This is a genomic window from Coprococcus sp. AF51-11b1 (assembly GCF_027682785.1).
GTDB classification, from domain to species: domain Bacteria; phylum Bacillota; class Clostridia; order Lachnospirales; family Lachnospiraceae; genus Allocoprococcus; species Allocoprococcus comes.
The window spans coordinates 1-22,833 of sequence record NZ_JAQCZB010000002.1 but is presented as its reverse complement, the minus strand read 5'-3'; the positions used below and the strand labels follow the sequence as shown (position 1 = coordinate 22,833).

General features: G+C 42.2%; 20 protein-coding genes, 3 tRNA genes and 1 riboswitch. Of the genes, 2 read left to right on the top strand and 21 right to left on the bottom strand.

The genetic code is table 11. The annotated features are described in order from the left end of the window. Positions 1–34 precede the first annotated feature (34 nt). On the bottom strand, positions 35–364 hold the full coding sequence (locus tag PGY05_RS02600; RefSeq protein WP_195368740.1) for a hypothetical protein: 330 nt from the start codon (positions 362–364) through the stop codon (positions 35–37). A gap of 174 nt (positions 365–538) precedes the next feature. Between PGY05_RS02600 and PGY05_RS02595 the strand changes: the two genes are divergently transcribed. Together PGY05_RS02595 and PGY05_RS02590 are read left to right on the top strand one after the other, a co-directional pair. Continuing rightward, positions 539–868, top strand: a complete 330-nt coding sequence (locus PGY05_RS02595) for a helix-turn-helix domain-containing protein (protein ID WP_195230927.1) — start codon at positions 539–541, stop codon at positions 866–868. Positions 869–879: 11 nt separating this feature from the next. After that, on the top strand, positions 880–1,617 hold the full coding sequence (locus tag PGY05_RS02590; protein WP_173687190.1) for an ImmA/IrrE family metallo-endopeptidase: 738 nt from the start codon (positions 880–882) through the stop codon (positions 1,615–1,617). A gap of 147 nt (positions 1,618–1,764) precedes the next feature. Here the strand turns inward: PGY05_RS02590 and PGY05_RS02585 are convergent, their stop codons facing one another. From PGY05_RS02585 to PGY05_RS02490, 20 genes are all read right to left on the bottom strand, one after another. Continuing rightward, positions 1,765–3,756 (bottom strand): glycoside hydrolase family 31 protein, encoded by a 1,992-nt coding sequence (locus PGY05_RS02585; protein WP_270475302.1) that lies wholly within the window; start codon positions 3,754–3,756, stop codon positions 1,765–1,767. 11 nt (positions 3,757–3,767) lie between these two features. After that, the gene (locus PGY05_RS02580) at positions 3,768–5,441 is read right to left on the bottom strand and encodes a glycoside hydrolase family 13 protein (RefSeq protein WP_270475301.1); all 1,674 of its coding nucleotides are present in this window, start codon (positions 5,439–5,441) and stop codon (positions 3,768–3,770) included. 218 nt (positions 5,442–5,659) lie between these two features. After that, on the bottom strand, positions 5,660–6,667 hold the full coding sequence (locus PGY05_RS02575; RefSeq protein ID WP_270475300.1) for a LacI family DNA-binding transcriptional regulator: 1,008 nt from the start codon (positions 6,665–6,667) through the stop codon (positions 5,660–5,662). A 19-nt stretch (positions 6,668–6,686) separates the two neighbouring features. Then, positions 6,687–8,240 carry an ATP-binding protein gene (locus PGY05_RS02570; protein ID WP_055297437.1) on the bottom strand — a complete coding sequence of 518 codons (1,554 nt, stop codon included), beginning with the start codon at positions 8,238–8,240 and terminating at the stop codon, positions 6,687–6,689. Next, positions 8,237–9,298, bottom strand: a complete 1,062-nt coding sequence (locus PGY05_RS02565; protein WP_173692879.1) for a metallophosphoesterase family protein — start codon at positions 9,296–9,298, stop codon at positions 8,237–8,239. The genes PGY05_RS02570 and PGY05_RS02565 overlap by 4 nt, the downstream gene beginning before the upstream one ends. Next, positions 9,204–10,433: a sensor histidine kinase gene (locus PGY05_RS02560; RefSeq protein ID WP_117836170.1), complete on the bottom strand. Its 1,230-nt coding sequence runs from the start codon at positions 10,431–10,433 to the stop codon at positions 9,204–9,206. The genes PGY05_RS02565 and PGY05_RS02560 overlap by 95 nt, the downstream gene beginning before the upstream one ends. Then, the gene (gene vanR, locus PGY05_RS02555; protein WP_008371692.1) at positions 10,423–11,112 is read right to left on the bottom strand and encodes a VanR-ABDEGLN family response regulator transcription factor; all 690 of its coding nucleotides are present in this window, start codon (positions 11,110–11,112) and stop codon (positions 10,423–10,425) included. The genes PGY05_RS02560 and vanR overlap by 11 nt, the downstream gene beginning before the upstream one ends. A gap of 109 nt (positions 11,113–11,221) precedes the next feature. Beyond that, positions 11,222–12,613, bottom strand: a complete 1,392-nt coding sequence (gene asnS, locus PGY05_RS02550) for an asparagine--tRNA ligase (RefSeq protein ID WP_008371696.1) — start codon at positions 12,611–12,613, stop codon at positions 11,222–11,224. 511 nt (positions 12,614–13,124) lie between these two features. After that, positions 13,125–14,003, bottom strand: coding sequence for an NAD(P)-dependent oxidoreductase (locus PGY05_RS02545; RefSeq protein WP_173685935.1), 879 nt, complete (start codon positions 14,001–14,003; stop codon positions 13,125–13,127). An 11-nt stretch (positions 14,004–14,014) separates the two neighbouring features. Next, positions 14,015–15,259, bottom strand: coding sequence for a 3-isopropylmalate dehydratase large subunit (locus tag PGY05_RS02540; RefSeq protein ID WP_055157887.1), 1,245 nt, complete (start codon positions 15,257–15,259; stop codon positions 14,015–14,017). A 17-nt stretch (positions 15,260–15,276) separates the two neighbouring features. After that, complete coding sequence (locus PGY05_RS02535; RefSeq protein WP_195548925.1) at positions 15,277–15,768, bottom strand: LeuD/DmdB family oxidoreductase small subunit; 492 nt, start codon at positions 15,766–15,768, stop codon at positions 15,277–15,279. A 33-nt stretch (positions 15,769–15,801) separates the two neighbouring features. Continuing rightward, positions 15,802–17,052 (bottom strand): 3-isopropylmalate dehydratase large subunit, encoded by a 1,251-nt coding sequence (locus tag PGY05_RS02530; protein ID WP_055157885.1) that lies wholly within the window; start codon positions 17,050–17,052, stop codon positions 15,802–15,804. Positions 17,053–17,055: 3 nt separating this feature from the next. Continuing rightward, entirely contained in the window at positions 17,056–17,538 is a 483-nt protein-coding gene (locus PGY05_RS02525; protein WP_044998914.1) for a LeuD/DmdB family oxidoreductase small subunit, read from the bottom strand. A 106-nt stretch (positions 17,539–17,644) separates the two neighbouring features. Beyond that, positions 17,645–18,790, bottom strand: coding sequence for a beta-aspartyl-peptidase (gene iadA, locus PGY05_RS02520; RefSeq protein ID WP_055157883.1), 1,146 nt, complete (start codon positions 18,788–18,790; stop codon positions 17,645–17,647). Positions 18,791–18,909: 119 nt separating this feature from the next. Continuing rightward, positions 18,910–20,610 (bottom strand): EAL domain-containing protein, encoded by a 1,701-nt coding sequence (locus tag PGY05_RS02515; RefSeq protein ID WP_270475299.1) that lies wholly within the window; start codon positions 20,608–20,610, stop codon positions 18,910–18,912. A gap of 18 nt (positions 20,611–20,628) precedes the next feature. After that, positions 20,629–21,879 carry a sensor domain-containing diguanylate cyclase gene (locus tag PGY05_RS02510; RefSeq protein WP_270475298.1) on the bottom strand — a complete coding sequence of 417 codons (1,251 nt, stop codon included), beginning with the start codon at positions 21,877–21,879 and terminating at the stop codon, positions 20,629–20,631. A 196-nt stretch (positions 21,880–22,075) separates the two neighbouring features. After that, positions 22,076–22,159: riboswitch (cyclic di-GMP riboswitch) on the bottom strand. Positions 22,160–22,224: 65 nt separating this feature from the next. Next, positions 22,225–22,362 (bottom strand): hypothetical protein, encoded by a 138-nt coding sequence (locus PGY05_RS02505; protein WP_173795263.1) that lies wholly within the window; start codon positions 22,360–22,362, stop codon positions 22,225–22,227. Between the two features lie 69 nt (positions 22,363–22,431). Beyond that, positions 22,432–22,502: transfer RNA gene (locus tag PGY05_RS02500), tRNA-Cys, on the bottom strand. 3 nt (positions 22,503–22,505) lie between these two features. Next, positions 22,506–22,577: transfer RNA gene (locus PGY05_RS02495), tRNA-Glu, on the bottom strand. 57 nt (positions 22,578–22,634) lie between these two features. Beyond that, a tRNA-Asn gene (locus PGY05_RS02490) sits at positions 22,635–22,706 on the bottom strand. Positions 22,707–22,833: the final 127 nt, after the last annotated feature.

The following is a 22,833-nucleotide window of genomic DNA, read 5'->3' as shown; positions in this document are numbered from 1 at the left end:
TACGTTCTTGCTGTCCCCGATTTGTCCCCTCTTTTTATACTATTTTTTTCAGCAGACACGCATAGAATTTTCTTCTGTATCCATAAAAATCTGTCTTTCCAACCGGAATACGTCCCAGCGTATCATCAAATTCCAGATACTCATAGCTTAGATCATCCGTAACACTTTTCAAAAGATACGGCGCCAGTTCTTCACTGCTTTCCCTTGCCGCTTCTTCGATCATTTTGCAGTCTGCCAGATCCTGGCTGTTCCCCCGCTTCTTTTTCTCATCGTATAAAAAACAAAATTCTTTGAGTTCTCTTTGTGTCTGTACGGAAATCCCATAATCTTTCCATGAAATATTTCTTACTCTTATTCTTTTCATCCATATTACCTCACATTCTGTGTCGATTTTATATTTTTGTCACGTTTTGTGTCCTTACTTTTGTTATACAGCCACAGAAGTCATGTGTCAATCCTTTTATTCACAAAACGTGTCATATGTCATTTTACTTTTGTCACAGTTCGTGCTATTATAGTCATATATGGAGGTAACAAAATGGGTGATTTTCACAATATATTTAAGAATTTAAGAATGCAGAATCATTACACGCAGGGACAGATGGCGGATCTGCTCGGCATTTCCCGAAGTGCTGTCAGTATGTATGAAACAGGGAACCGCGAACCCGATCTCGAGACACTTGAAAAGATTGCGAAGCTTTTCAACGTAGATATGAATTATCTTCTCGGCTCTTCAGTTACAGTAACATCCGATAACACAGAGCCATCATATGAAGATATTGAACAGATGATTGCCCGTGGCAGTCATGGTTTTTCTGCGACACAGAAGATGAAACTCATTCAGCTGTTATCTGAAATCGACTTATAGGAGGCTTTGCTTTGGATTGTAACCAGATTCGTAAAGTGGCAGCTAATGCGCTGATTACCTGCAATATCCATTCCTTTCCGATTGACTGCTTTGCTATTTTGAAGCAATATGGTTTTCGTGTTTATTCCTATCTTGAGCTCCAAAAGAAGAAGCCGGAGCTCTACAATCTATGTATTTCCTATTCTCAGGATGCATTTTGTATAAACAGTCTGAACTTAATTGCTTACAACAGCCAGAAATCAGCCAACCGGATTCGTTTTTCGCTGATGCATGAACTTGGACATCATCTTTTAAGACACAGAAATGACCTTCCTTCCAATGAAGATGAAGCCAATTATTTTGCAAGTAATATTCTGGCTCCGCGCATTGCCATGTATTATGCTCATCTGAAATCTGTAAATGAAGTCGGACAGTTCTTCAATCTTTCTTCTTCCGCCGCTTATTATGCTGCACAGGATTTTTCGGAATGGTGTCAGGATGTCCGCCGGAATGGGATGCACTCCTATGATAAAGATTTATACCAGCATTTTTATAATCCTGACTATAAAGGGTTTGTCTATTCCATCCGCACCTGTGCATTCTGCGGCGCACGTGTTTATAACTGCCTTGATTTTGAAGCGCACTGCTCCGGTGCGTGTAAACTGCCGGACGAACCGGTTCGCAAAAAAGCGCATGCTTTTACACCACTTTCAGATGACGATAGCCGGATACTCAGGCGGCTTGAGAATAAATGGTTATATGATTTTTAATATAAAGAGAACCTGCAACTGGTAGCTTTTTTTGCATACCAAGGTAATCAAACGGGAGAATGTAATTCACATCAAATTACATTCTCCCGTTATTGATTTCGTAATATCATTTCTGATATTCAGGCAGTATTTTTTTACTCTTAAACGTTAATTTGTGAATACTCGGTAATTCTCTTTTTTATCGTAATCTTTGCGGATCCCGTCATCCTCATACATGGTATAACTGCTGTTTTCGTATCCGATAAGCTGCAGATGTTCGGTATCAATATCCTTCACACACTCTGCCGCTTCTGCAACCGGGATACATTTACCATTTCGAATGAAGAGCGGTACTTCATTTGATGCCACATCTACATAATGGATACCTTTCGCGAGAATCTCTTCCGAAATGCTTCCATCCGGCAGAAACTTGACAAATTTCATTTCTTCCGGCAGATAAACATAACGGCCTCTTGCGTTCTGCTCGTAAACCGGAGCAATCATAATCTCGTTTCCGAGCATCAGCTGATCCTCTACTCGGATTGCTCTCTTGTCATCCGGATAAACAAACCCTAACGGCTTAAAATACATGTCATCACTCAGCGCAGCTTTCATGTACTCGCTGTACAGATACGGCACAAGACGATATCTGGTGTTAATGACAGCACGGAAATCCTCGATATTTTCGAACTGATAACACTCCTGCTCTCTTGTTCCCGTCGCCGAATGATTACGCATCAGTGGTGTAAATACACCAAGTGCGAGAAAACGTAGCAACAATTCTCTTGTTGTATCAGCACCAAAACCTCCAAGGTCAGCACCTGTATACAGGAAACCACACATATTCAGAGACGGCAGCATCTTCAGGTTAAGAAGGATATGTGACCACCAGGATTTATTATCTCCGGTCCAAATTCCGCCATAACGATGCATTCCGATGTAAGAAGATCTGGAAAACATCAGAAAACGTTTTTCCGGGTCAATGCGTTCAAATGCTTCTCCGGCCGCTCTTGTCATATTATAACCAAAAAGATTATGTACTTTGTCATGGCGGATCTTTTTGCCATCCACATTGTGATAAAATCTTTTATAGTCTTCCGGATTATTCGCAATACTGAGCATCTTGTCCTGCATTTCCCAGGGATGGGTCTTGCCTTCGGTATCCTTTGCAAACTCTCCGGCAAGTTCTCTTGCCTCTGCAAGGCCTTCGGAAGAATAAAAGATCGCAGGCTCGTTCATATCATTCCAGAAACCTTCTATTCCCTGTTCGATCAGAAAACGATATTTGTCCCCGAACCATTTTCTGGCTTCCGGATTCAGCATATCCGGAAAATGGGTATCTCCCGGCCATACAGCTGCAACGAAATCACTTCCGTCTTCTCTTTTGCAGAAATAGTTGTTTTTGACACCTTCCTCGTAAATCTCATATCCCGGCTCAACCTTGACACCGGCATCAATGATCGGAATCAGGCGAATACTCTGGTCATTCATTTCCTGTACAAATTCCGGAAAATCCGGAAAATTTTCTTCACTCACTGTGAAATCTTTGAATGACTGCATATAGTCAATATCCATGTAAATCATGTCGATCGGAATATGATTCTCCCGATATCCTTTTGCGACAGTACGGAAATCTTCTTTCGTCGTATAACCCCAGCGGCTCTGTCCGAAACCAAAGGCAAACTTCGGTGGGATATAGCTGCGTCCGATTACGTGGCGGAACTGTTTTACGATATCATAAGCATTCTCACCTTCAAGCACGTAGATATCCAAGTCAGCATTTTCGCAAGATACCTTAAGGGTATCCTCTCTGTCATATCCAATATCAAAGGTCAGTTTTGAGGGATAGTCGAAAAATAATCCAAACGTCCTCTTTCCGCTCACAACAATGAAGTTGTGGGCTCCGTACAGAGAACGCTTGTCCTCTGTGTGTACCGGATCATCTGTACAATTACTGATATAACAGTACCCTCTCTTGTTGATTCCACGATTGGCTTCACCCAGACCATAGACAATGTCATCTTCATCCATGATATAAGTAAAAACAAATCCTTCCTCCTGACTGACCTCTCCATACGGGAGAACGCCCTTAGTTGTTTCAATCTTTTCAGTCAGTGCCTCCGTATCAAACGGAGTTCCATATCTATATTTTCTAATCATTTCTTTATCACCTAGTGTTTATAATATAGTACAAATGCTTCATATGGATTCAGAACAATTTTTCTTTCAAATTCTTTTCTTCCAAGGTTTGTGATCAGGCACTCTGCGCCTTTAAATTCTTCCGGCACTTCTACTTCTGCATTCTTATCGCTGAAGTTGCAGACAGTCAGAAGCTTTTCCTGATCCTGTTTTCTTGTGTACGCAAAAATCTGTTCATCCTCACGGTAAAGAGGTTCAAATTCACCATAAACAATAATGTCTTTTTCTTTACGCAATCGGATCAGTTTCTGATAGTAGTGGAAAACAGAATCCGGATCTTCAAGCTGCTGTGCTGCATTGATCTTCTTGTAGTTCGGATTCACTTTGATCCACGGCTCGCCCTCTGTGAATCCGGCCTGTTTACTGTCGTCCCACTGCATCGGAGTTCTCGCATTGTCACGGCTTCTCAGCATCAGACATTTCATCATGTGTTCCGGAGTCATAAGACCTGCTTCCGTAAACTCTTCAAAGTAATTAATACTTTCAATATCACGGTAATCTTCCAGTTTGTCAAAGTAAATGTTTGTCATACCAAGCTCTTCACCCTGATATACATATGGCGTTCCCTGCATCATATGAATACAGGTCGCCAGCATTTTTGCGGAGGTTTCTCTGTATACCGGATTGTCATTTCCAAAACGGCTGACACTTCTCGGTTGATCATGATTACCTAAAAACAAACTGTTCCACGCCTTACCCTGAAGTTCTTCCTGCCATTTGATCATAATATTTTTGAACTCTTTGAAGTCATATTTTGCAGTTGTCCACTTTCCATAATCTCCGCATCCACTCTCCACATGCTCGAATTGGAATACCATGTTCAATTCATTTCGGTCATCACCCGCATATTTCTGTGCTTCTTCTATTGTAACTCCTGCGGTCTCACCGACTGTCATGATATCATATTTTGAAAGAACTTTTTGATTCATTTCCTGAAGGAATTCGTGGATCCTTGGACCATGTACACAATATGGTCCAAAGTCCCCATAAAGACCGTTATTCATTTCTCCGTCCGGAAATCTCTGATCTTTGGAAATCATACTGATAACATCCATTCGGAAGCCATCGATTCCTTTTTCACACCAGAATTTCATCATGTCATAAACTTCCTGGCGTACTTTTTCGTTTTCCCAATTGAGATCCGGCTGTTTTTTTGAAAACAGATGCAGATAATACATCTGAGTTTGCGGATCATATTCCCAAGCAGAACCGCCAAATACTCCGCCCCAGTTATTAGGTTCTTTTCCGTTTACCGGATCTTTCCAGATATAATAATCACGATATGGATTATCTTTTGATTTTCTGCTTTCAATAAACCAGTTATGTTCATCTGAAGTATGGTTGACTACGAGATCCATCAGAATCCTGATGGATCTTTTGTGTGCTTCACACAACAATTCCTCGTAATCCTCCATCGTTCCATATTCTTCATAAATTCTGCGGTAATCAGAAATATCATAACCATTATCGTCCTGAGGAGATTCCAGCATCGGAGAAATCCACAACACATTTACCCCAAGTTCTTTAAGGTAATCCAGTTTCTGTATGATTCCTCTGATATCTCCCACACCATCACCGTTACTGTCTTTAAAACTCTTTGGATATATCTGATATACTACACTTTCTTTCCACCATTTTTTCTCCATGCCAAATCTCCTCGTTTATAATTGTTTAGTATTATTTAACCGCTCCTGTAACAACACTATTCATGATACCCCATACATCTTAGCAAAATCAAGGAGTTTCTCGCGAAACTATAAAAGACAACAAAGTTTATTCCCTGTTTTTATACAGTCTGCACAAAAACAACCAGACCATTCCACCGGCTTACCTGTATACATGCAAAGTTAAAAAAAGGATCCTGTCATTCCCTGACAGAATCCCTCTTTACCAGATAGACTGGATTTTTTATATTTAATTCGTCCAGTGTCTCTCCCTGAATTAATTTCAGCAGACGTTTCAGCGCCACATGCGCCTTTTGCGGAACATCCTGATGAACCGTTGTCAGTTTCGGTCGAACCATACTTGCGTAGACACTGTCATCATATCCTGTAACAGAAATCTGATCCGGAACCATGATGCCTTCATCAAAAAAGAAATTTATCGCTTCTATCGCATTATAATCTGAGGAAAACGCAAGTGCTTTTGCTTCTAAAAAACGTGGGAGAAGCTCTCTGTATTTTCTGAGACGCAATCTTTTTTCACCCGGAATAATTATATATCGGGAACGACTGCAGAATCCCCCCGATTTTTCCATCGCCTGTTTGAATCCCATCCACCGATAGTAATCACTGTCTCTCTCCGTTTCCGCAACAAACAATGCTTTCTTATATCCACAGGAATACAGGTATTCTCCGATCTGATACCCTCCCGAATAATCATCTATACCGACATTCTGGAACGTATAAGCACCTTCCGGATAAGCATCGATCAGAATCATTTTCTTGTTTAATCTGCGCGAAAGACTGCGATACTGTTCTTCATTGTAGCCAAGGATAAGCAATCCCTCTACATTCCATTTTGAGGCAATATCCACTACATTCTGAATACTTTCACCGCCAATAAGCATAACATAATATCCATTTTCTTCCGTTTCCATCTGAATCGTTCCGATCAGTTCTCCCACAAATGGATCCTGAAGCGACTGCATGCCATGTGCATAAGAAAATCCGAGTACTACACCTATAATTCTGGAACCATGGCCGGAAAGCATCACGGAACCCATATGCGGAACATAGTTCTGTTCTTTAAGAATAGTCGTGATTTTATCAATCGTTTTCTGGGAAACTCTTTTGGTATTGCCATTTATAACATTAGATACCGTAGTACGGCTGACACCTGCCATTTCTGCAATATCCTGAAGCCGAATCATAAAATCTTCCTCCTTGTCTTTACAACATCACCTTATGATATACGCATCCCATCTTTTCCAGCATTTCCATCTCCCGCTTCTGGCAACTGAATATAATTATCTGCCGCTTACTGTCTTTCAGCCAGCGAAGGGTCTGCGCAAGTCTCCTGTCATCATAATAGCCGAATGCATCATCCAGGATCACCGGACATTCTTCCTCGTGGAGAATTTTTGTTGCCGCCATCCGGATTGCAAAATAAATCTGTTCCAGAGTTCCACGGCTTACCTGATCCATGGATATCTTTTTCCCATTACTCATAAGCTGCACATGCAGATTTTCGTCTACCCAGAGTTTGTTATATTTTCCATCTGTGATGGCATCCATGATTGCAGATACTTCTGTATTCATAAGATCGCTTGTCCGGCTCTGCATCTGTGCGGCAAGTCTGGTCAACTGTTCCATAGCAAGTTCAACACCCTGCTTGTTTTTTAATCGCTCTATCTCTTCACTGTTCATCTCATCGAACTCGCCGACTCGTTCCTGCAGATTTTCATACAACACTTCTTTTTCATGATAGGTTTCCTGTACTTTTGCAAGCTTTCCTTTCTGCCTCTCATAATCTGCCTTGAGAGAAATGCCCTGTTCTTTTATCTCCTGTAATCTGGCTTTCTTTTTCTTCTTTCCATCTTTCAGACAATTCCAGACATACAGCCCTTCAGCCAGTGCCACCACGATTGCCACAAGAAAATTCCACGGCTTATGAAAAAGCAGAAAAGTCACAAAAAATGCCCCCAGCATACTCACTGCCTCCAGTGGATGAATCCTCCACCCGGCAAAATATCCTGCTGCCTCTTCCCGTTTCTTCCGCTTTTTATCTTCATTTACCCAGCTTTCCCATTCTCTGCGTTTCTCTTCACAGCTTCTTTTCAGCTGTTCCGCTTCATTTTCTAACTGATGCAGATCCCGCCAGACATAGGATGCCTCCATCTCTGCCCGCTCTTTCTTTTCGCTGATCAGCTGCCTCTTTTCACGTTCTTCTTTTTCCAGCTCTTTCTTCCGCTCTTTTAAAAGGGCAAGCGCCCCTTCGAGGTCAATCTCGCTGTTCCCGGTTGCATAATAATTTGCCGCATAATTCTTCAGCTCCGCCGCCAGTATTTCTCCGGTCTGTACCCGGAGCTGTCCTACCGAAACTGTATTTTCATAATCACTTTCTGTCATACCACCTAACAGAATTTCCAGATCCCCATGCTCAAGTGACAATTCTTCTCCATCATCTTCACAGATCAGAGAGCCGCCTTTTGCATACCGATCGAAATTTCGCTCCAGCAGGAATTTTCGACCGCCACAGGTAAACCGCAGGATTCCCGCATAAAAGTTTGGATTCTCCCAAGGCTCATAGGTACGAAATGTATCTGTTGCGGCGGCACGTCCGCGCTTTCTTTCCATTCCAAAAAGCATTCCCTTCAGAAAGGTATGCAGCGTTGTTTTTCCCGATTCGTTTTCTCCGTAAATAATATTGATCCCATCCGAAAGCAGGATCTGCTTATTCGTGAACTTACCGAAATTCTTCAGGATCAGTTCTGTTATCTTCATAATTTGCTCCCCTTTGCCTCCAGCATGGCCTGTACTCCCTCAGCCAATGCGATTGCCTCCACACTGTCATCCTTTGCTTCTGCAAAGCTTTCTATATACCAGCCCAGAAGATTTCCTGCATTTTGTTTTTTCAACTTTTCATAATCATATGCCGGCTTTGTTTCATCCAGGATTTCGACAATATTTCCATAGGAATCCATCCGGTCGGTATCATAGATCATATCCGGATCCCGAAATCCCCGCAGAATGATTTTATAAATGTTCTGTATACCTCTTTCTCGTATGGCAAGGGCTATTTTTTCTTTCATTTCCCGTCCGGTCATCTCTCTTCCTGCTTCTACTTCCATATGCACATATTCTCTGGATGCAAAAGGAATAAATTCCATCCGGGTTCTTCCATTTTTAATCTCCCCTTTGATATAACCATGCTTCCCGGTGTCATTTTTATCTGTAGGCTCCAAGGATCCTGCGTAATACATCCGATCCTTTGCAAGCTCTGCCGGAAGATGAATGTGCCCAAGAGCAATATAATCATATCCCAGCTTCAGTAATTCGTTCTTTCGGAACGGGATATGCTTTTCATCGCCGCCATGGGCCAGAAGGATGGAGGCTATTCCTCTTTTTTCCGGAAGGATTTTCTCATAAAGCGGTTCTGTGATCTCCCGTTCCTCATAGCTGAGTCCGTATATGCGGACCCCAAGCTCTTTAAATTCCATACAGGCAGGTTTCTGAGACAAAAACATGTGCACCGGTCCCTGCCATTTATAATTCCGGTAATAGGACGTACTTTTCAGGTAATCATGGTTGCCCGCCATCAGCACGACCTGTGTATGTGTCAGTCTGGAAAATAAATAATCCAGTTCCTTCAGCTCTCTTAAAAGCGGCTGTCTGTGAAACAGATCCCCTGCGATCAGAAGAAGATCTGTCTGTTCTTCTTCACAGATATTTAAAAGACGCTCAAAGCTATTCCACAGTTCTTCCGGTCGCTTTGCGGTGTAAGAACTTCCTGCGTCCGGCTCTGCCCCCAGATGAATGTCCGCTGTGTGTATGAATTTCATTACTTTCTACTCCTCCTTTAAGGGGAAGTGTCACGATAAAACGTGTCTTTCCCCCACTGCTCTCGGCAATGATCTGTCCCTTGTGCAGCTCTACAATCTCTTTTGCAATGGCAAGCCCCAGTCCTGCTCCTCCGGTACTGCTGGATCTCGACGCATCCGCGCGATAAAATTTATCAAAGATCCTCTTCAGGCTCTCTTCCGGTATCGTATCTCCTTCATTTTCAAAACAGATTCTTACCTGGTTCTCCTCCTTGGCAGCCTGGATCAGAAGCACACTTTTCTCCCGGCAGTATGCTATGGCATTTCGCAGAATATTATCAAAAACCCTGGCAAGCTTATCCGGATCTCCCTCGATCAGGATCTCTTCCTCTGCTTCCACCTTGCAGGTCAGCATCTTCTCCTGAAGTACCCCATAGAGTTCGTCTGCAATCTGTTCCAGCATCATGGTCAGATCAATATCCACCTTATCCAGTTCAATATCCTGCAGATTCAACTTTATACTTTCAAAAAACTCTTTCAAAAGATCCCCCAGTCGATTCGCCTTCTCCAGAGATATCTGCGTATATTTGGCGCGCTCCTCTGCCGGCATCTCCGGATGAGAATCCAGCATACTCAGATACGCCACCACAGAAGTAAGCGGTGTTTTTAAATCATGTGCCAGAAAAAGCAGGACATCATTTTTCCTCTGCTCAAGCTTTTCTGCCTCTTCCTCCTGGCTCCTTAATGTCTCTTTAATCTCATTGAGACGATCCTCGATTGGTTTTAACTCCGTAATCAGCCGGATTGGCTGGTCAGACGCAGAAATAATATTTTCAATCCCATCTTCTACCTGTTCCAGATAACGCGTCATTTTTGAAAGTGCCACATAAAAAAACAACGAAAATAAAAGTAAAAAACCGAGGATCATAAAGAACACTTTATTATTGCCGATCCACTGCCAATACAAAGATGTTGCGGTCTCTTCACTCACATGAAAAGCTTCCAATATTCGCAAAAAGCCATTGGCAAAGCTGTCATTATAAATACCATCGATAAAATACTCCAGAATAAATCTTCCAACCAGCACCGTCAGGGCCGTAATAAAAACCGTCTGAAGCAATATGCTCAGTTTTAATTTTCTGTAATTATTCTTCAATTTTGTATCCCACTCCCCAGACAGTCTTGATAAGATCTGATTTTCCAGTCGGTTTACTCAATTTCTCACGCAGATGCCGGATATGTACCATCACCGTATTGTTGCTGTTCTTCAGATACTCTTCATGCCAGACCTCTTCAAATAATCTTTGTGAGCTGATCACCTTTCCGCGATTCTCACAAAGAATCCACAGAATCTCAAATTCCGTCGGTGTCAGCGGAAGAGACTGCTCATTATAGATGCATTCATGGGATTCTTTATTTAACAAGAGTCCTGCAAAATCAATGATATTCTCAGAATCACTTTTCTTACCATCGTTGTACTGCGTGTATCTGCGCATCTGTGCTTTCACTCTCGCTACCAGCTCCAGCGGGTTGAATGGTTTCGGAATATAGTCGTCAGCCCCCATCGTAAGCCCGGTGATCTTGTCCCGGTACTCCGTCTTCGCGGTCAACATAATCACCGGAAATGTGTATTTCTCGCGGATCTTTCTCAGAATCGTGAAACCGTCAATATCCGGCAGCATCACATCCAGGATTGCCAGATCCACATTTGTCTTCTCAATACATTCCAATGCTTCCTGCCCTGTGTAAAATTTCAAAACATGGTATTCATTTTGCAGATATAATTCTACGACATCCGCAATTTCTTTTTCATCATCTACAACTAAAATATTCATATTTCACTTTTCCTTTCCGTATATAGAAAGATTTGCGTATAAAACAGCAGACCGGAAAACACACCCTTTTGATGCAGTTCCCGGTCCCCTTTTTCTTCATTCTTCTTTTTTACAGTTCGCAGTTATTCACAGTTCTTGGGAACGGAATTACGTCACGAATGTTGGACATTCCTGTAAGATACATGATGCATCTCTCAAATCCAAGTCCGAATCCTGCATGTCTTGTAGATCCGTACTTTCTCAGATCCAGATAGAATCCGTAATCTTCTTCCTTAAGTCCAAGCTCTTTCATTCTTGCAACAAGTTTATCGTAGTCGTCCTCTCTCTGGCTTCCTCCGATGATCTCACCGATTCCAGGAACCAGACAGTCAACTGCTGCTACGGTCTTGTTATCATCATTCATCTTCATGTAAAAAGCTTTGATCTCCTTCGGATAATCGGTAACGAATACCGGACGTTTGTAGATCTCTTCTGTCAGATAACGTTCATGCTCTGTCTGCAGATCTGCTCCCCATGATACTTTGTATTCAAATTTGTCATTGTGCTTTTCAAGGATTTCGATTGCTTCTGTGTAAGTAACTCTTGCAAAATCAGAATTTACAACGTTGTTCAGACGGTCGATCAGTCCTTTGTCTACGAAAGAATTGAAGAAATTCATCTCTTCCGGAGCGTTTTCCATCACGTAGCGGATAACATATTTCAGCATGTTTTCTGCAAGGATCATGTCATCTTCCAGATCTGCAAATGCGATTTCCGGCTCGATCATCCAGAACTCGGCGGCATGACGTGTGGTGTTGGAATTCTCCGCACGGAATGTCGGTCCGAATGTGTAAATATTGCGGAATGCCTGTGCATAAGTTTCACCGTTCAGCTGTCCGCTTACGGTAAGGTTTGTCTCTTTTCCAAAGAAATCTTTGGAATAATCAACAGTTCCGTCTGCATTTTTCGGCACATTGTTCATATCCAGTGTTGTTACCTGGAACATTTCTCCTGCACCCTCACAGTCACTTCCTGTGATCAGCGGTGTATGTACATATACGAATCCTCTTTCCTGGAAGAATTTGTGGATTGCATAAGCAGTCAGTGAACGTACTCTGAACACTGCCTGGAAAGTATTGGTTCTTGGACGAAGATGTGCAATACTTCTTAAATATTCAAAGCTGTGACGTTTTTTCTGAAGCGGATAATCCGGTGCAGAGGTACCTTCTACAACAACTTCTGTTGCCTGGATCTCAAATGGCTGCTTTGCCTGTGGTGTTGCGACAAGTGTTCCTTTTACAATGATTGCCGCACCAACATTCAGCTTGGAAATTTCGCCAAAGTTCTCCATATTATCATGATATACTACCTGAAGGTTTTCAAAGAAAGATCCATCATTTACAACGATAAATCCAAATGTCTTAGAATCACGGATACTGCGCACCCATCCCCCGATGGTCACTTCTTTATCCAGATATTCCTCTCTGTTTCTGTATAATTCTCTTACTGTTACCAAATCCATCTGTTCTGTTCCTCCGTATTACTCTCTTATATATTTCACATAACCCCAATGAGCCTTGTAAACATTGCCGACAGCTTCTGCTGCCATTTTCTACTTTTGCAATATGTCCAGTATACCATTAAACTACCGCAGTTGCAACGATGTAAAAAGAATCTGATTACATTTGAAAGTACTTTCGCAATGATTTTTTTATTGTACTCTAATCAATATTCCTTAATCGATAGTTCATTTTTCCTTAAGAAATTTTCTTTTTCTTTTATGATATAGACATATTTTGAACACAATTTATCTGTATACTAAGAGTCAGATAGTTGATAAACAACTATCTCCCCCCTCATAAAGTAAGCGCAATCGGGTTACCCCGATTGCCGCACTTTACTCTCATTCCTTTAGAAATTAAATAAAAGCACAAGAAAACCCGCTGGTCAAAAGATCAGCGGGTTTTCTCGTTACTGTTTATGAAACACAAAATATCAGGGAGCTGCAAAACAGCTCCCTAAATCACATACGATTATTCTTCTACATCCTGCACATCATAATACTTGATCAGCGCCTGTGTCCCAAGATCTCCAAGCCCTTCCTGTGCCAACTCTTCATAATTTGACAGTACCAGACTCAGCACCTCAAGACTCAGTCCGCTCATATTCGCCTCAGTCAGCGCAAGCTTCATATCCTTGATGAAATGCTTCATAAAGAATCCCGGTGCATAATCTCCGGCAATGATCTTCGGTCCGAAAACATCCAACTGTTTGCTTCCTGCTGCCCCGGTAGAGACCGAATCAAAAAGGACATTCAGATCCAGTCCTTTGGCCTGCGCATAGGAAAAGGCCTCGCATACACCACTTAAGGCACCGGCGATCATAATCTGATTAGCAAGCTTTGCATGCTGTCCACATCCGGCTTTTCCCTGATAATTGATGTTTGTTCCCATTGCTTTGAAAAGCTCCATACAAGCTTCATAATCTTCTTTCTCGCCGCCGACAAGGATGGATAATGTAGCGTTTTTTGCTCCGGTATCCCCACCTGTTACAGGCGCATCCAGCACATGGAATCCTTTTTCTGTGCCCTCTTTTGAAATCTTTTCTGCAAGCATCGGGCTTGTAGTTGTCATATCGATCAGATAGGTTCCCGGATCTGCATTTTCCAGAATACCGCCTTCATCGAAGTAAACCTCTTCCACATCTCTCGGAAAACCAACGATGGTGATCACTGCATCACATCCAGGTACACATTCTTTGATAGATTCATGGAAAATTGCACCCTCGCTGATCACATCATCGACTTTCGCTTTTGTTCTTGCGTAAATATGCAGTTCATATCCTGTTTTCATAAGGTTGCGCACCATGGATTTTCCCATGATGCCAACACCGATAAATCCAATTTTTTTCATAGTGAACTCCTCTACTTTGGACTTACAATCTTTCCTGCCACCGCGCAACTTGCCGCTGTTTTCGGAGATGCCAGATAAATCTCGACCTTAGAAGTTCCCATACGTCCAAGGAAGTTACGGTTGTTGGTTGCAACCACACGTTCTCCGTCTGACAGAATTCCTCCGGTACGTCCACAGCAAAGTCCGCAACCCGGATGGGTAATGATCGCACCTGCCTCAGATAAAGTCGTAAGGATTCCCATATCTGCTGCCTGTTTGTAGATCTTACGGCTCGCCGGAGTCACGATCAGTTTTACAAAATCCGCAACTTTTTTGCCCTTTAACACTTCTGCTGCTGCCTGAAGATCCTCCAGACGTCCGTTTGTGCAAGAGCCGATAAATACCTGATCGATCTCGGTTCCTTCTACCTCAGATACATTTCTGATTTTGTCAACCTGTGACGGAAGGGCCATAACCGGTACAAAGTCCTCTGCTTTATAAGTGATCGTTCTCATATAAGTTGCATCCGGATCACCAACCAGACTCTTCTGATAATCATTTAATTCAATATTGCAATACTCGGCAGTTTTCTCATCCGGTGTGAAAAGTGCGCATTTTGCTCCTGCTTCGATTGCCATGTTTGCCATTGTCATACGGCTTGCAACTGTCATATTTTCAATGGTGCTTCCGGCAAATTCAAGTGCTCTGTAAGTCGCACCGTCTGCTCTCAAATCACCGATCAGTCGTAAGATGATATCCTTTGACATGACATTTTCCGGAAGTTCACCATCGATCACAACTTTGATCGTCTCCGGTACCTTGATCCACATCGTTCCGGTTCCAAGGATACTTGCCATCTCGGTATAACCGATACCAGATGAAAATGCTCCAACACAACCATAAGTTGTGGTATGGCTGTCGGTTCCGAATGCGATATCACCCGGTTTAACATAGCCAGCCTCTGTCATCAGCTGATGGCAGATTCCGTCACTTCTGTGTACATGTGTAAGTCCGTATTTATCTGCAAATGCATCTCCGGTACGAAAATGTCTGGTATCATCCTGCTGACTTGCCGGAACCAGATGATCATAGATCAGAACAACCTTGTCCGGATCATGCAGTTTCGTAAATCCCATTTCTTCAAATTTTTCTGCCACAAAGGGGATGAAAATATCATGGATCATCACGCGGTCAACGTTAACCGTCACAATGTCTCCCGGCTTTACGGCTTTTCCTGTATTGTGTCTGATAATTTTTTCAATAATCGTCTCGCCCATTTTCTTCTCCTTTCCGGTTAATCCAGTCCATTCAGCTTGCGCATGGCTTTTACCAGACCGCCAGCCTGAATAATGCTCATCAGATTCTCCGGCAGAGAAGCAATCGGATATTCCTTACCATTATAATCCACATGCTCATTCATCACTACCGTGATCTCGTCGCCCTCTTTCATATCATCATAAAGATTCGGCTGTTCAATCAGAAGAAGTCCGTTGTTGATCGAATTACGGAAAAAGATCCTTGCAAATGATTTGGCGATCACACACTGCACACCCATTGCCTTGATGATCTCCGGTGCCTGTTCTCTTGACGAACCGCAACCAAAGTTCTTTCCTGCTACAATGATATCCCCCTTCTGGATCTGTCCGGCAAGTTCCGGACGAAGAGGAGAAAAGCCATACTGCTTCATATCATCGATTGTCTTGAGTGCAAGGTATTCAGTTGGAATGATGATATCGGTATCAATGTCATCTCCAAGAACCCATACACGTCCTGTAAATTTATCCATCTTATGTCACCTCGTCAAACGTAATTTCGTCTCTTACACATCACTTGCCAGTGCAATTTCTCCGGCAATGGCAGATGCTGTAACGGTTGCAGCCGATCCAAGATATACCTTGGAACTCGGATGTCCTGCACGTCCCTTAAAGTTGCGGGTTCCTGTACTGATCAGGACTTCATTTTCACCGATTACGCCCTGGCAGCTTCCCCAGCATACACTACAGTTCGGGTTCATCACGATCGCACCTGCATCCATGAAGATGTCGATCAGTCCTTCTTCCAGAGCCTGTCTGTAAATAGTCTGACTTGCCGGAACAACAAGGAATCTTACTTTTTCAGATACTTTCTTTCCTTTGATAACCTGTGCGCCTACACGGAGATCTTCGATACGTCCGTTGTTGCAGGATCCAAGGAATGCCTCATCAATCTTGATACCGCGCACGTCTTTTGCCGGCGCAAGATTGTCTACAAAATCCGGTTTTGCAACAACCGGCTCTACCTTGGATAAGTCAAATGTATATTCTCTTACATAATGCGCATCCGGATCGCTGTGATATACAGCCTTTGGCTCGCGTCCATGCTCTTTTAAATATTCCATTGCCACATCATCAACTTCAAAAATACCGGTCTTAGCTCCGGCTTCTACTGCCATATTGCAAAGTGCGATACGGTCACTGATTGTCAGAGTCTTCGCGCCCTCTCCGGTAAATTCCATCACCTGATAGTTACATCCGTTGGCTCCGACTTCACCGATGATGGTGAGGATCAGATCTCTCGCATATACACCTTCCGGCAGCTTTCCAACCAGGTTGAATTTCACAGTCTCCGGTACCATTACCCAGGAAGTTCCTGTTACCATACCGTAAAGGAAGTCTGTACATCCAACACCGGTTCCGAATGCACCAAGTGCACCGTAAGAACAGGTATGGCTGTCTGCACCAAAGATCAGTTCTCCCGGACGAACATAATTTTCCATCATAATCTGGTGGCATACACCTTTCCCTTCCCAGAAATCAATGTGGTTTGCCTTTGCAAAATCACGCATCTTCTTCTGGGATGCGGCTGTCTTTGGACAGTCAGACGGTACGTTGTGATCTACGATAAATACCAGCTTGCCTGTATCTGCAATATGTGGATTTTTTAATTTATTATTATACATATCAACGGTAAGATGTGTAGTTCCGTCATTACTCATCAGACGATCCAGTTCTACTGTATGGATGTCACCCGGCTTTACGCTTTCCACACCGGCTGCCGCTGCAATGATCTTTTCAGCAATTGTCATTCCCATCGTCTATTCCTCCTCACGGTTCAGAGACGCAATAAGTCCGCCCTGATTCAAAATATTCTGCATATATTCCGGCAGTTTTGTGCAGGAATAAACCTTTCCATTTGCCTCAGCGGTTCCTTCCAGCATATGAAGCTCCATCTGATCTCCGGTCTTTACTTCATCCGGAAGGTCTTTACAGACAATAGCAGGAAGTCCGATATTGATAGCATTTCTATAAAAAATTCTTGCAAATGATTTTGCGATAACAGCTTTTACACCTAACGCTTTTAACACACCCGGAGCCTGCTCTCTGGAAGATCCACATCCAAAGTTCTCTCCTCCGACCACGAAATCTCCCGGTTTTACCTTCTGTGCAAAATCCGGATCCAGAGATTCAAATGCGTGGCTCTTCATCTCCTCAAGATTCGGCAGCAACAGATACTGGGATGCGATGATCTGGTCTGTATCCAGATCGTTATGAAATTTAAAAATAGTCCCTTTTTCCATAAAGCATATTCCTTTCTGTATACACATGATTCCTTTATTTTAAGGCTTTTCCGGCATTTCCGCAAGGGAATATTTTAACAGGCTAACGTTGTACTTTATTCAATTCCTATTTTTCATAGGTTCCCTTGCAAATGATTTTTTCTTTTTGCATAAAGATTTTTCCACCTGCAATATAACTGTCAAGCTTCAGGTCATTGTCCCACAAAAGCAGATCTGCATCGGCTCCTTTTTGTATTGTCCCTTTCTTACCCTGCAATCCCAGTGCCTCCGCTACATGTGATGTCATATATGGAAGTGCATCTTCCAACTTCATATCAAGCTCATGTACCATATACAGAAGTTCTTCCCGCAGCGCATCTACTGAGGAAACACCGATTTCCAACAGGCTTCCGTCTTCTCTGTATTTTGACCAGCTTCCGTGTCCGTCGGAGCTGATGGTAATATGCTCCGTCGGGATTCCCTTTTCTTTTGCTTCTAAAATGCATCCGCCCGGACAAAAGTCCTCACTGATGCCACAGGTGAGATCGATGTATCCACCCTTTTCAAGCAACTGATAGCCCTCTTCCAGAAGACCTTTTCTGCGGTTCACATGAGTCGGACGGAAAATCTTGATCGGAATCATACTCTTTTCCAAAGCTTCAAACACCGGCGACAATCCAGCATCTGCATCTCCCATATGCAGCACCACGATTCCAGGTTTTCCGCTTAACATACCTGCCGTTCTGGTCTTGCTCGCAAGCTGGATCAGTTCGCTTTCCGTCACATTCGGTGCCCGATGATCTGAAATGGCAAGTTTCACGCCAAGTACTTTTTCAACAAACATAATATCCCGATCTACCTCTCCGGTAATAGTCGGACTTGGATATCCATATGCACCGGTAAGCATATACGCACTTACCCCTTCTTCGCATAAAGCCTGTACTTTTGCGTAAAGATTTTCAACACTCCTTGTAAGTCCGTCCGTTCCAAGAAGTCCTACAACCGTTGTAATTCCGCCTTTTACCAGTTCTGACAACTGAAGTTCCGGTGTACGGGTATGAAAGCTTCCTTCCCCACCGCCTCCGGTAACATGAACATGCTGATCAATAAACCCCGGTGTAAGAATTCTTTCCTCTGCATCAATAACTTCACATGCGATCGGAAAATCCTCGATCTTATCTTCCATACATTCAATTTTTCCCCCACATACTAAAAGATCCTTTTTTCCAACATACTCCGGTGCATAAACTTTTGCATTTTTAATAAGTAACATTTTCTTTCCTCCTCTTTATGACATTCTTTTATTTTCATACATTAATTTGTCTGCCTGATGAATTGCCTCCGCAATCGGATGTCCCCATGTGTATCTACTATCTCCCTTCCCTCTTAATTTTATCTTTCTATATTATCCTGCTTCTTCAGCAATTCCAAAAGCTCTTTTTCAGGAAGCGGCTTGGAAAAATAATAGCCCTGGATCATCTCGACTCCCCAGCTGCTGATCTGTTCCATTTCTTCCTGTGTTTCCACCCCTTCGGAAACAATATGATAATTCATTTTATGAAATGTTTCTACAACACTTTCATAGAAAATTGCCCGTTTCTCATCCCTGCAGATATCAAAAAGCAGAGATCTGTCAACCTTGATCACAGAAAACGGAAGCCTCATTACCGTATTCAGATTCGCATATCCGGAACCAAAATCATCCAGACACAAACCAATGCCAGCGTCCGTAAATTCCTCCGCAACTCTTCTTAGACCCGCATTGCATTCAGTCGCAACCGTTTCCGTGATTTCAAACTGTATCCAGTTATGTGGAATCTTATAAGCATCCATAATCCGGATAAAATGTCTGCTACAGTCATTTCTCATCAGATCCAGAGAAGACAGGTTCACTTTTACATTCAGAAGATGCCTCATCAGGTATCGGTTTTCTCCTAAAAATCTGCAGACACGACTAAACTGTAGATCTGTGATCTGTTCGATCATATGATTTTTTTCTGCAATCTGAATAAATACATCTGGTGCGATCCAGCCAAGCTCCGGATGCTGAAGGCGACTTAGCGCTTCCAGTGTGATAAAGCATTTTTTCCGTGTAGAGTAAACCGGCTGATAGTATATCTCGAACAGATCCTCTGTAATCGCCTTATGCAAATACTGTTCTACCCGTTTATTATAAAGGAAACCATTCATCGTCTGATAATCATCCTGTATCACCTCTGTCAGACCATTTTTCGCAGATAAGGCTTCCAGATATTCAGCATATTCTAGAATAAGCCCGCTGTCTCCGAGTTTCTGCGCATTCATGATCCCGCTTATGATCACAGGCATCGTAATAATTTTATTGTTGACATTCAGCTTACTGTTTCCATCAAACATTCTCTTCAGCTGCGTAAGATAATATTCATATTCTTCAAGTGAACCGGTAAGTGTATCGATATTTGCATGAGGATTGTTGATCGTAATAAATAGTACCAGAATTCCCAGACTCATACCAAACCCTGTTGTAAGAAGCGGATGATATAAAAGCTGGATCACCACTCCCGCACCGGATATCAACAGGATTTCCAGCAGACTCTTCACTTTTTGATAGCCCAGTTTTTTCCGCCATATGACAATAAGGATCAAGGCTGCTGCCATATGACAAAGTGCACTGTAATACATCAGCATATACCATGGACCTTTCATATAGCCTGCCGGTATATCAAAATAAAACAGCTTTTCCGTGAACGGGTTTGTCAGAATCATCCCCATCAGAATGAATGTCGGCACACCTGATAAAAACATCTTTTTTGCCGAAATGATCTTATTATCATGTAATGTCTGAATATAACAGATCACCGTAAACGGCAGCAATGCCTGAAGCAGATAAAAGATCGTTGTTGCAAGCATTGCAGCAATTTCACAATTACTATTTGGAAAAGAAATATAATAATTACTGGCAAGTTCCGCAACCACATCTAAAATACCGATGATGGCAAAGAAAAGGAATACCTGATTATTCAGATCCTCTGCTCTTTTCTGTCCCAGAAAATACCATAAAACCAGCAACAATATAACCATTGCCGCAATAAGAAAATCTATATTATAAGTCATATTTATCCTCCGCCGGTTTTATTTATTTGAACAAAGCATATCGTCTGCCTGCTGTTCCAGAACACTCCTTTCTGCACTCTGGATGCTTCTTGCCGTTCGGATAACCGTTTCATCACCCATCTGTCTTCCAGATATATCATTAATCTTCTTCAGTTCTGCAATTTTCACAAACAACAATAATACATTTTCAAGTAAAATCGCACCCTCCTGGATCTCTTCAATATACATCTCAAATGATTTCCGGTTTTTCATATCTGTCATCCGGTCTTCCAAGGACATTCTCCTATAAATCTCCTGTTCCAGGCAAAACTGAATGTTGTTGGATACTTTACAAAGCAATCCCCAAAACAAAACAGCAATATAAAGAAGAATGCCAAACTGGAAAATAGATTCATACCAGTAAATGGATAATACCCAGTACAGTACCAGTGCGATTACACCGCTTATCCCTAATACACCAAATGCCTTTAGACAGAGATTTACTTCCTTCTCCTGCGTTTTCCGATACTCTTTCCACAAAAGAAGAATCATAGACACAACCCCCGTAAATAATAAAAGATGTGTGATAAATAACATGTCTATAAAAGGAATCCTAAACAGAAAATACAAGAATCCCTGTAAAACAGCATTTGCATAAAGAAGAAAAATCCAGACCTGCGGTATCCATCTTACACTTTCACTCACTGTATTTTGTACAAATAACAGCATGGGAACAGGCATCGTCATAAACGCATAAAAGGATATCAGTGTTCCTGCTGCGTTCTGACTTCCATACATCTGATAAATCCCTGAATCAAAAATGCACCACAGACTGCATAGAATCAAAAACAGTGCTACATTTAAAAATTTCTTTTCTACAATTTGTCTGTGTCTGGTATATAAAAAGACAATCACCGAGACGAGACCGAGACCAGTCATTCCCAAAATCATCAGTATCGAAAAAAATGATCCTAGAAGATGCTGCCTAAAAATAAAACAAAACTCTCCGATCATCGGGGCATACACATATAGTCTGGCATTCTTTTTAGTTTCATAGCTGATTGATAACACTTCCTGCCCGATTTTCTCCGGCAAAGAAATATCTGCCCATATTTTCCCTTTCATCTGCCTGTTTTTTTCAAATCTGTTATCCTTATATTGGTAGAGAAGCCGGTCTCCTATGCAGACTTCCAGCTGATACCATCCATTGCTGAAGGTGTACAACTCGCCCCTTTCCGACTCCGTACCCGGCTGATACAGTATTCTGACAAAAATAAGCAACAATGTCACAATGAGCAAAATGCAGAATGCTTCAATTTCTTTCCTTTTTTCATTTCCCTCATCTCCTATGCATTCTGCCGGAAGCTTTTCTACATAGAAAATGTAATTTCCTATGAAACAAAAAAGTCACCTACGTTATACAGGTGACTAAAATTTAAGCCGAATAGCTTTTTTCACTTACTCTATTAACCTATCCGCATCTTCTTATTGCAACCGGCTGACATAGCGTACTGCCTTAGTCCCTTTGGCTTTGCGTCACAGTTTTTCAACAGCTTTGCCCCTATAAACATAATTCAAGTATAGCATATTCAAGATGACGAAACAATATTTTAATTATTATAATAATCTATAGTTTTACACATAATCCATAACAAGAAACATCGGATACTTTCTGATATATTCTTCCATCTGCTCAATGGCACCCGAAAGCTGATTTTCAATATATTTTCTGTTATTTTTTGATGTAGGAAGCACATTCTTCACATACCGCATTTTTATATATGGTATATTATATTTGTATACCAAAAAATCTGGAAACAATTGTTTCCAGATTTCTCCTAGAGGCGCCAACCAGATTTGAACTGGTGATAGAGGTGTTGCAGACCTTTGCCTTACCACTTGGCTATGGCGCCAGATGACTCCGACGGGAATCGAACCCGTGTTACCGCCGTGAAAGGGCGATGTCTTAACCGCTTGACCACGGAGCCGGATATTGATTTTTTCAAAATTAAAATCTGCAAGTAATTGGCTGACAGATTTTAGAACTCCCCGAGTTGGGTTCGAACCAACGACCCTTCGGTTAACAGCCGAATGCTCTACCGCTGAGCTATCGAGGACTACTTTTATTATTATAAACACTTTACATGCATTTTGCAAGTGCTTTTTTCATTTTTTATGTACTCTGAAAACCACATACAAATTTAAATCTTTACTCCATCCATTCTTCCTTACCCTGTCCTACCT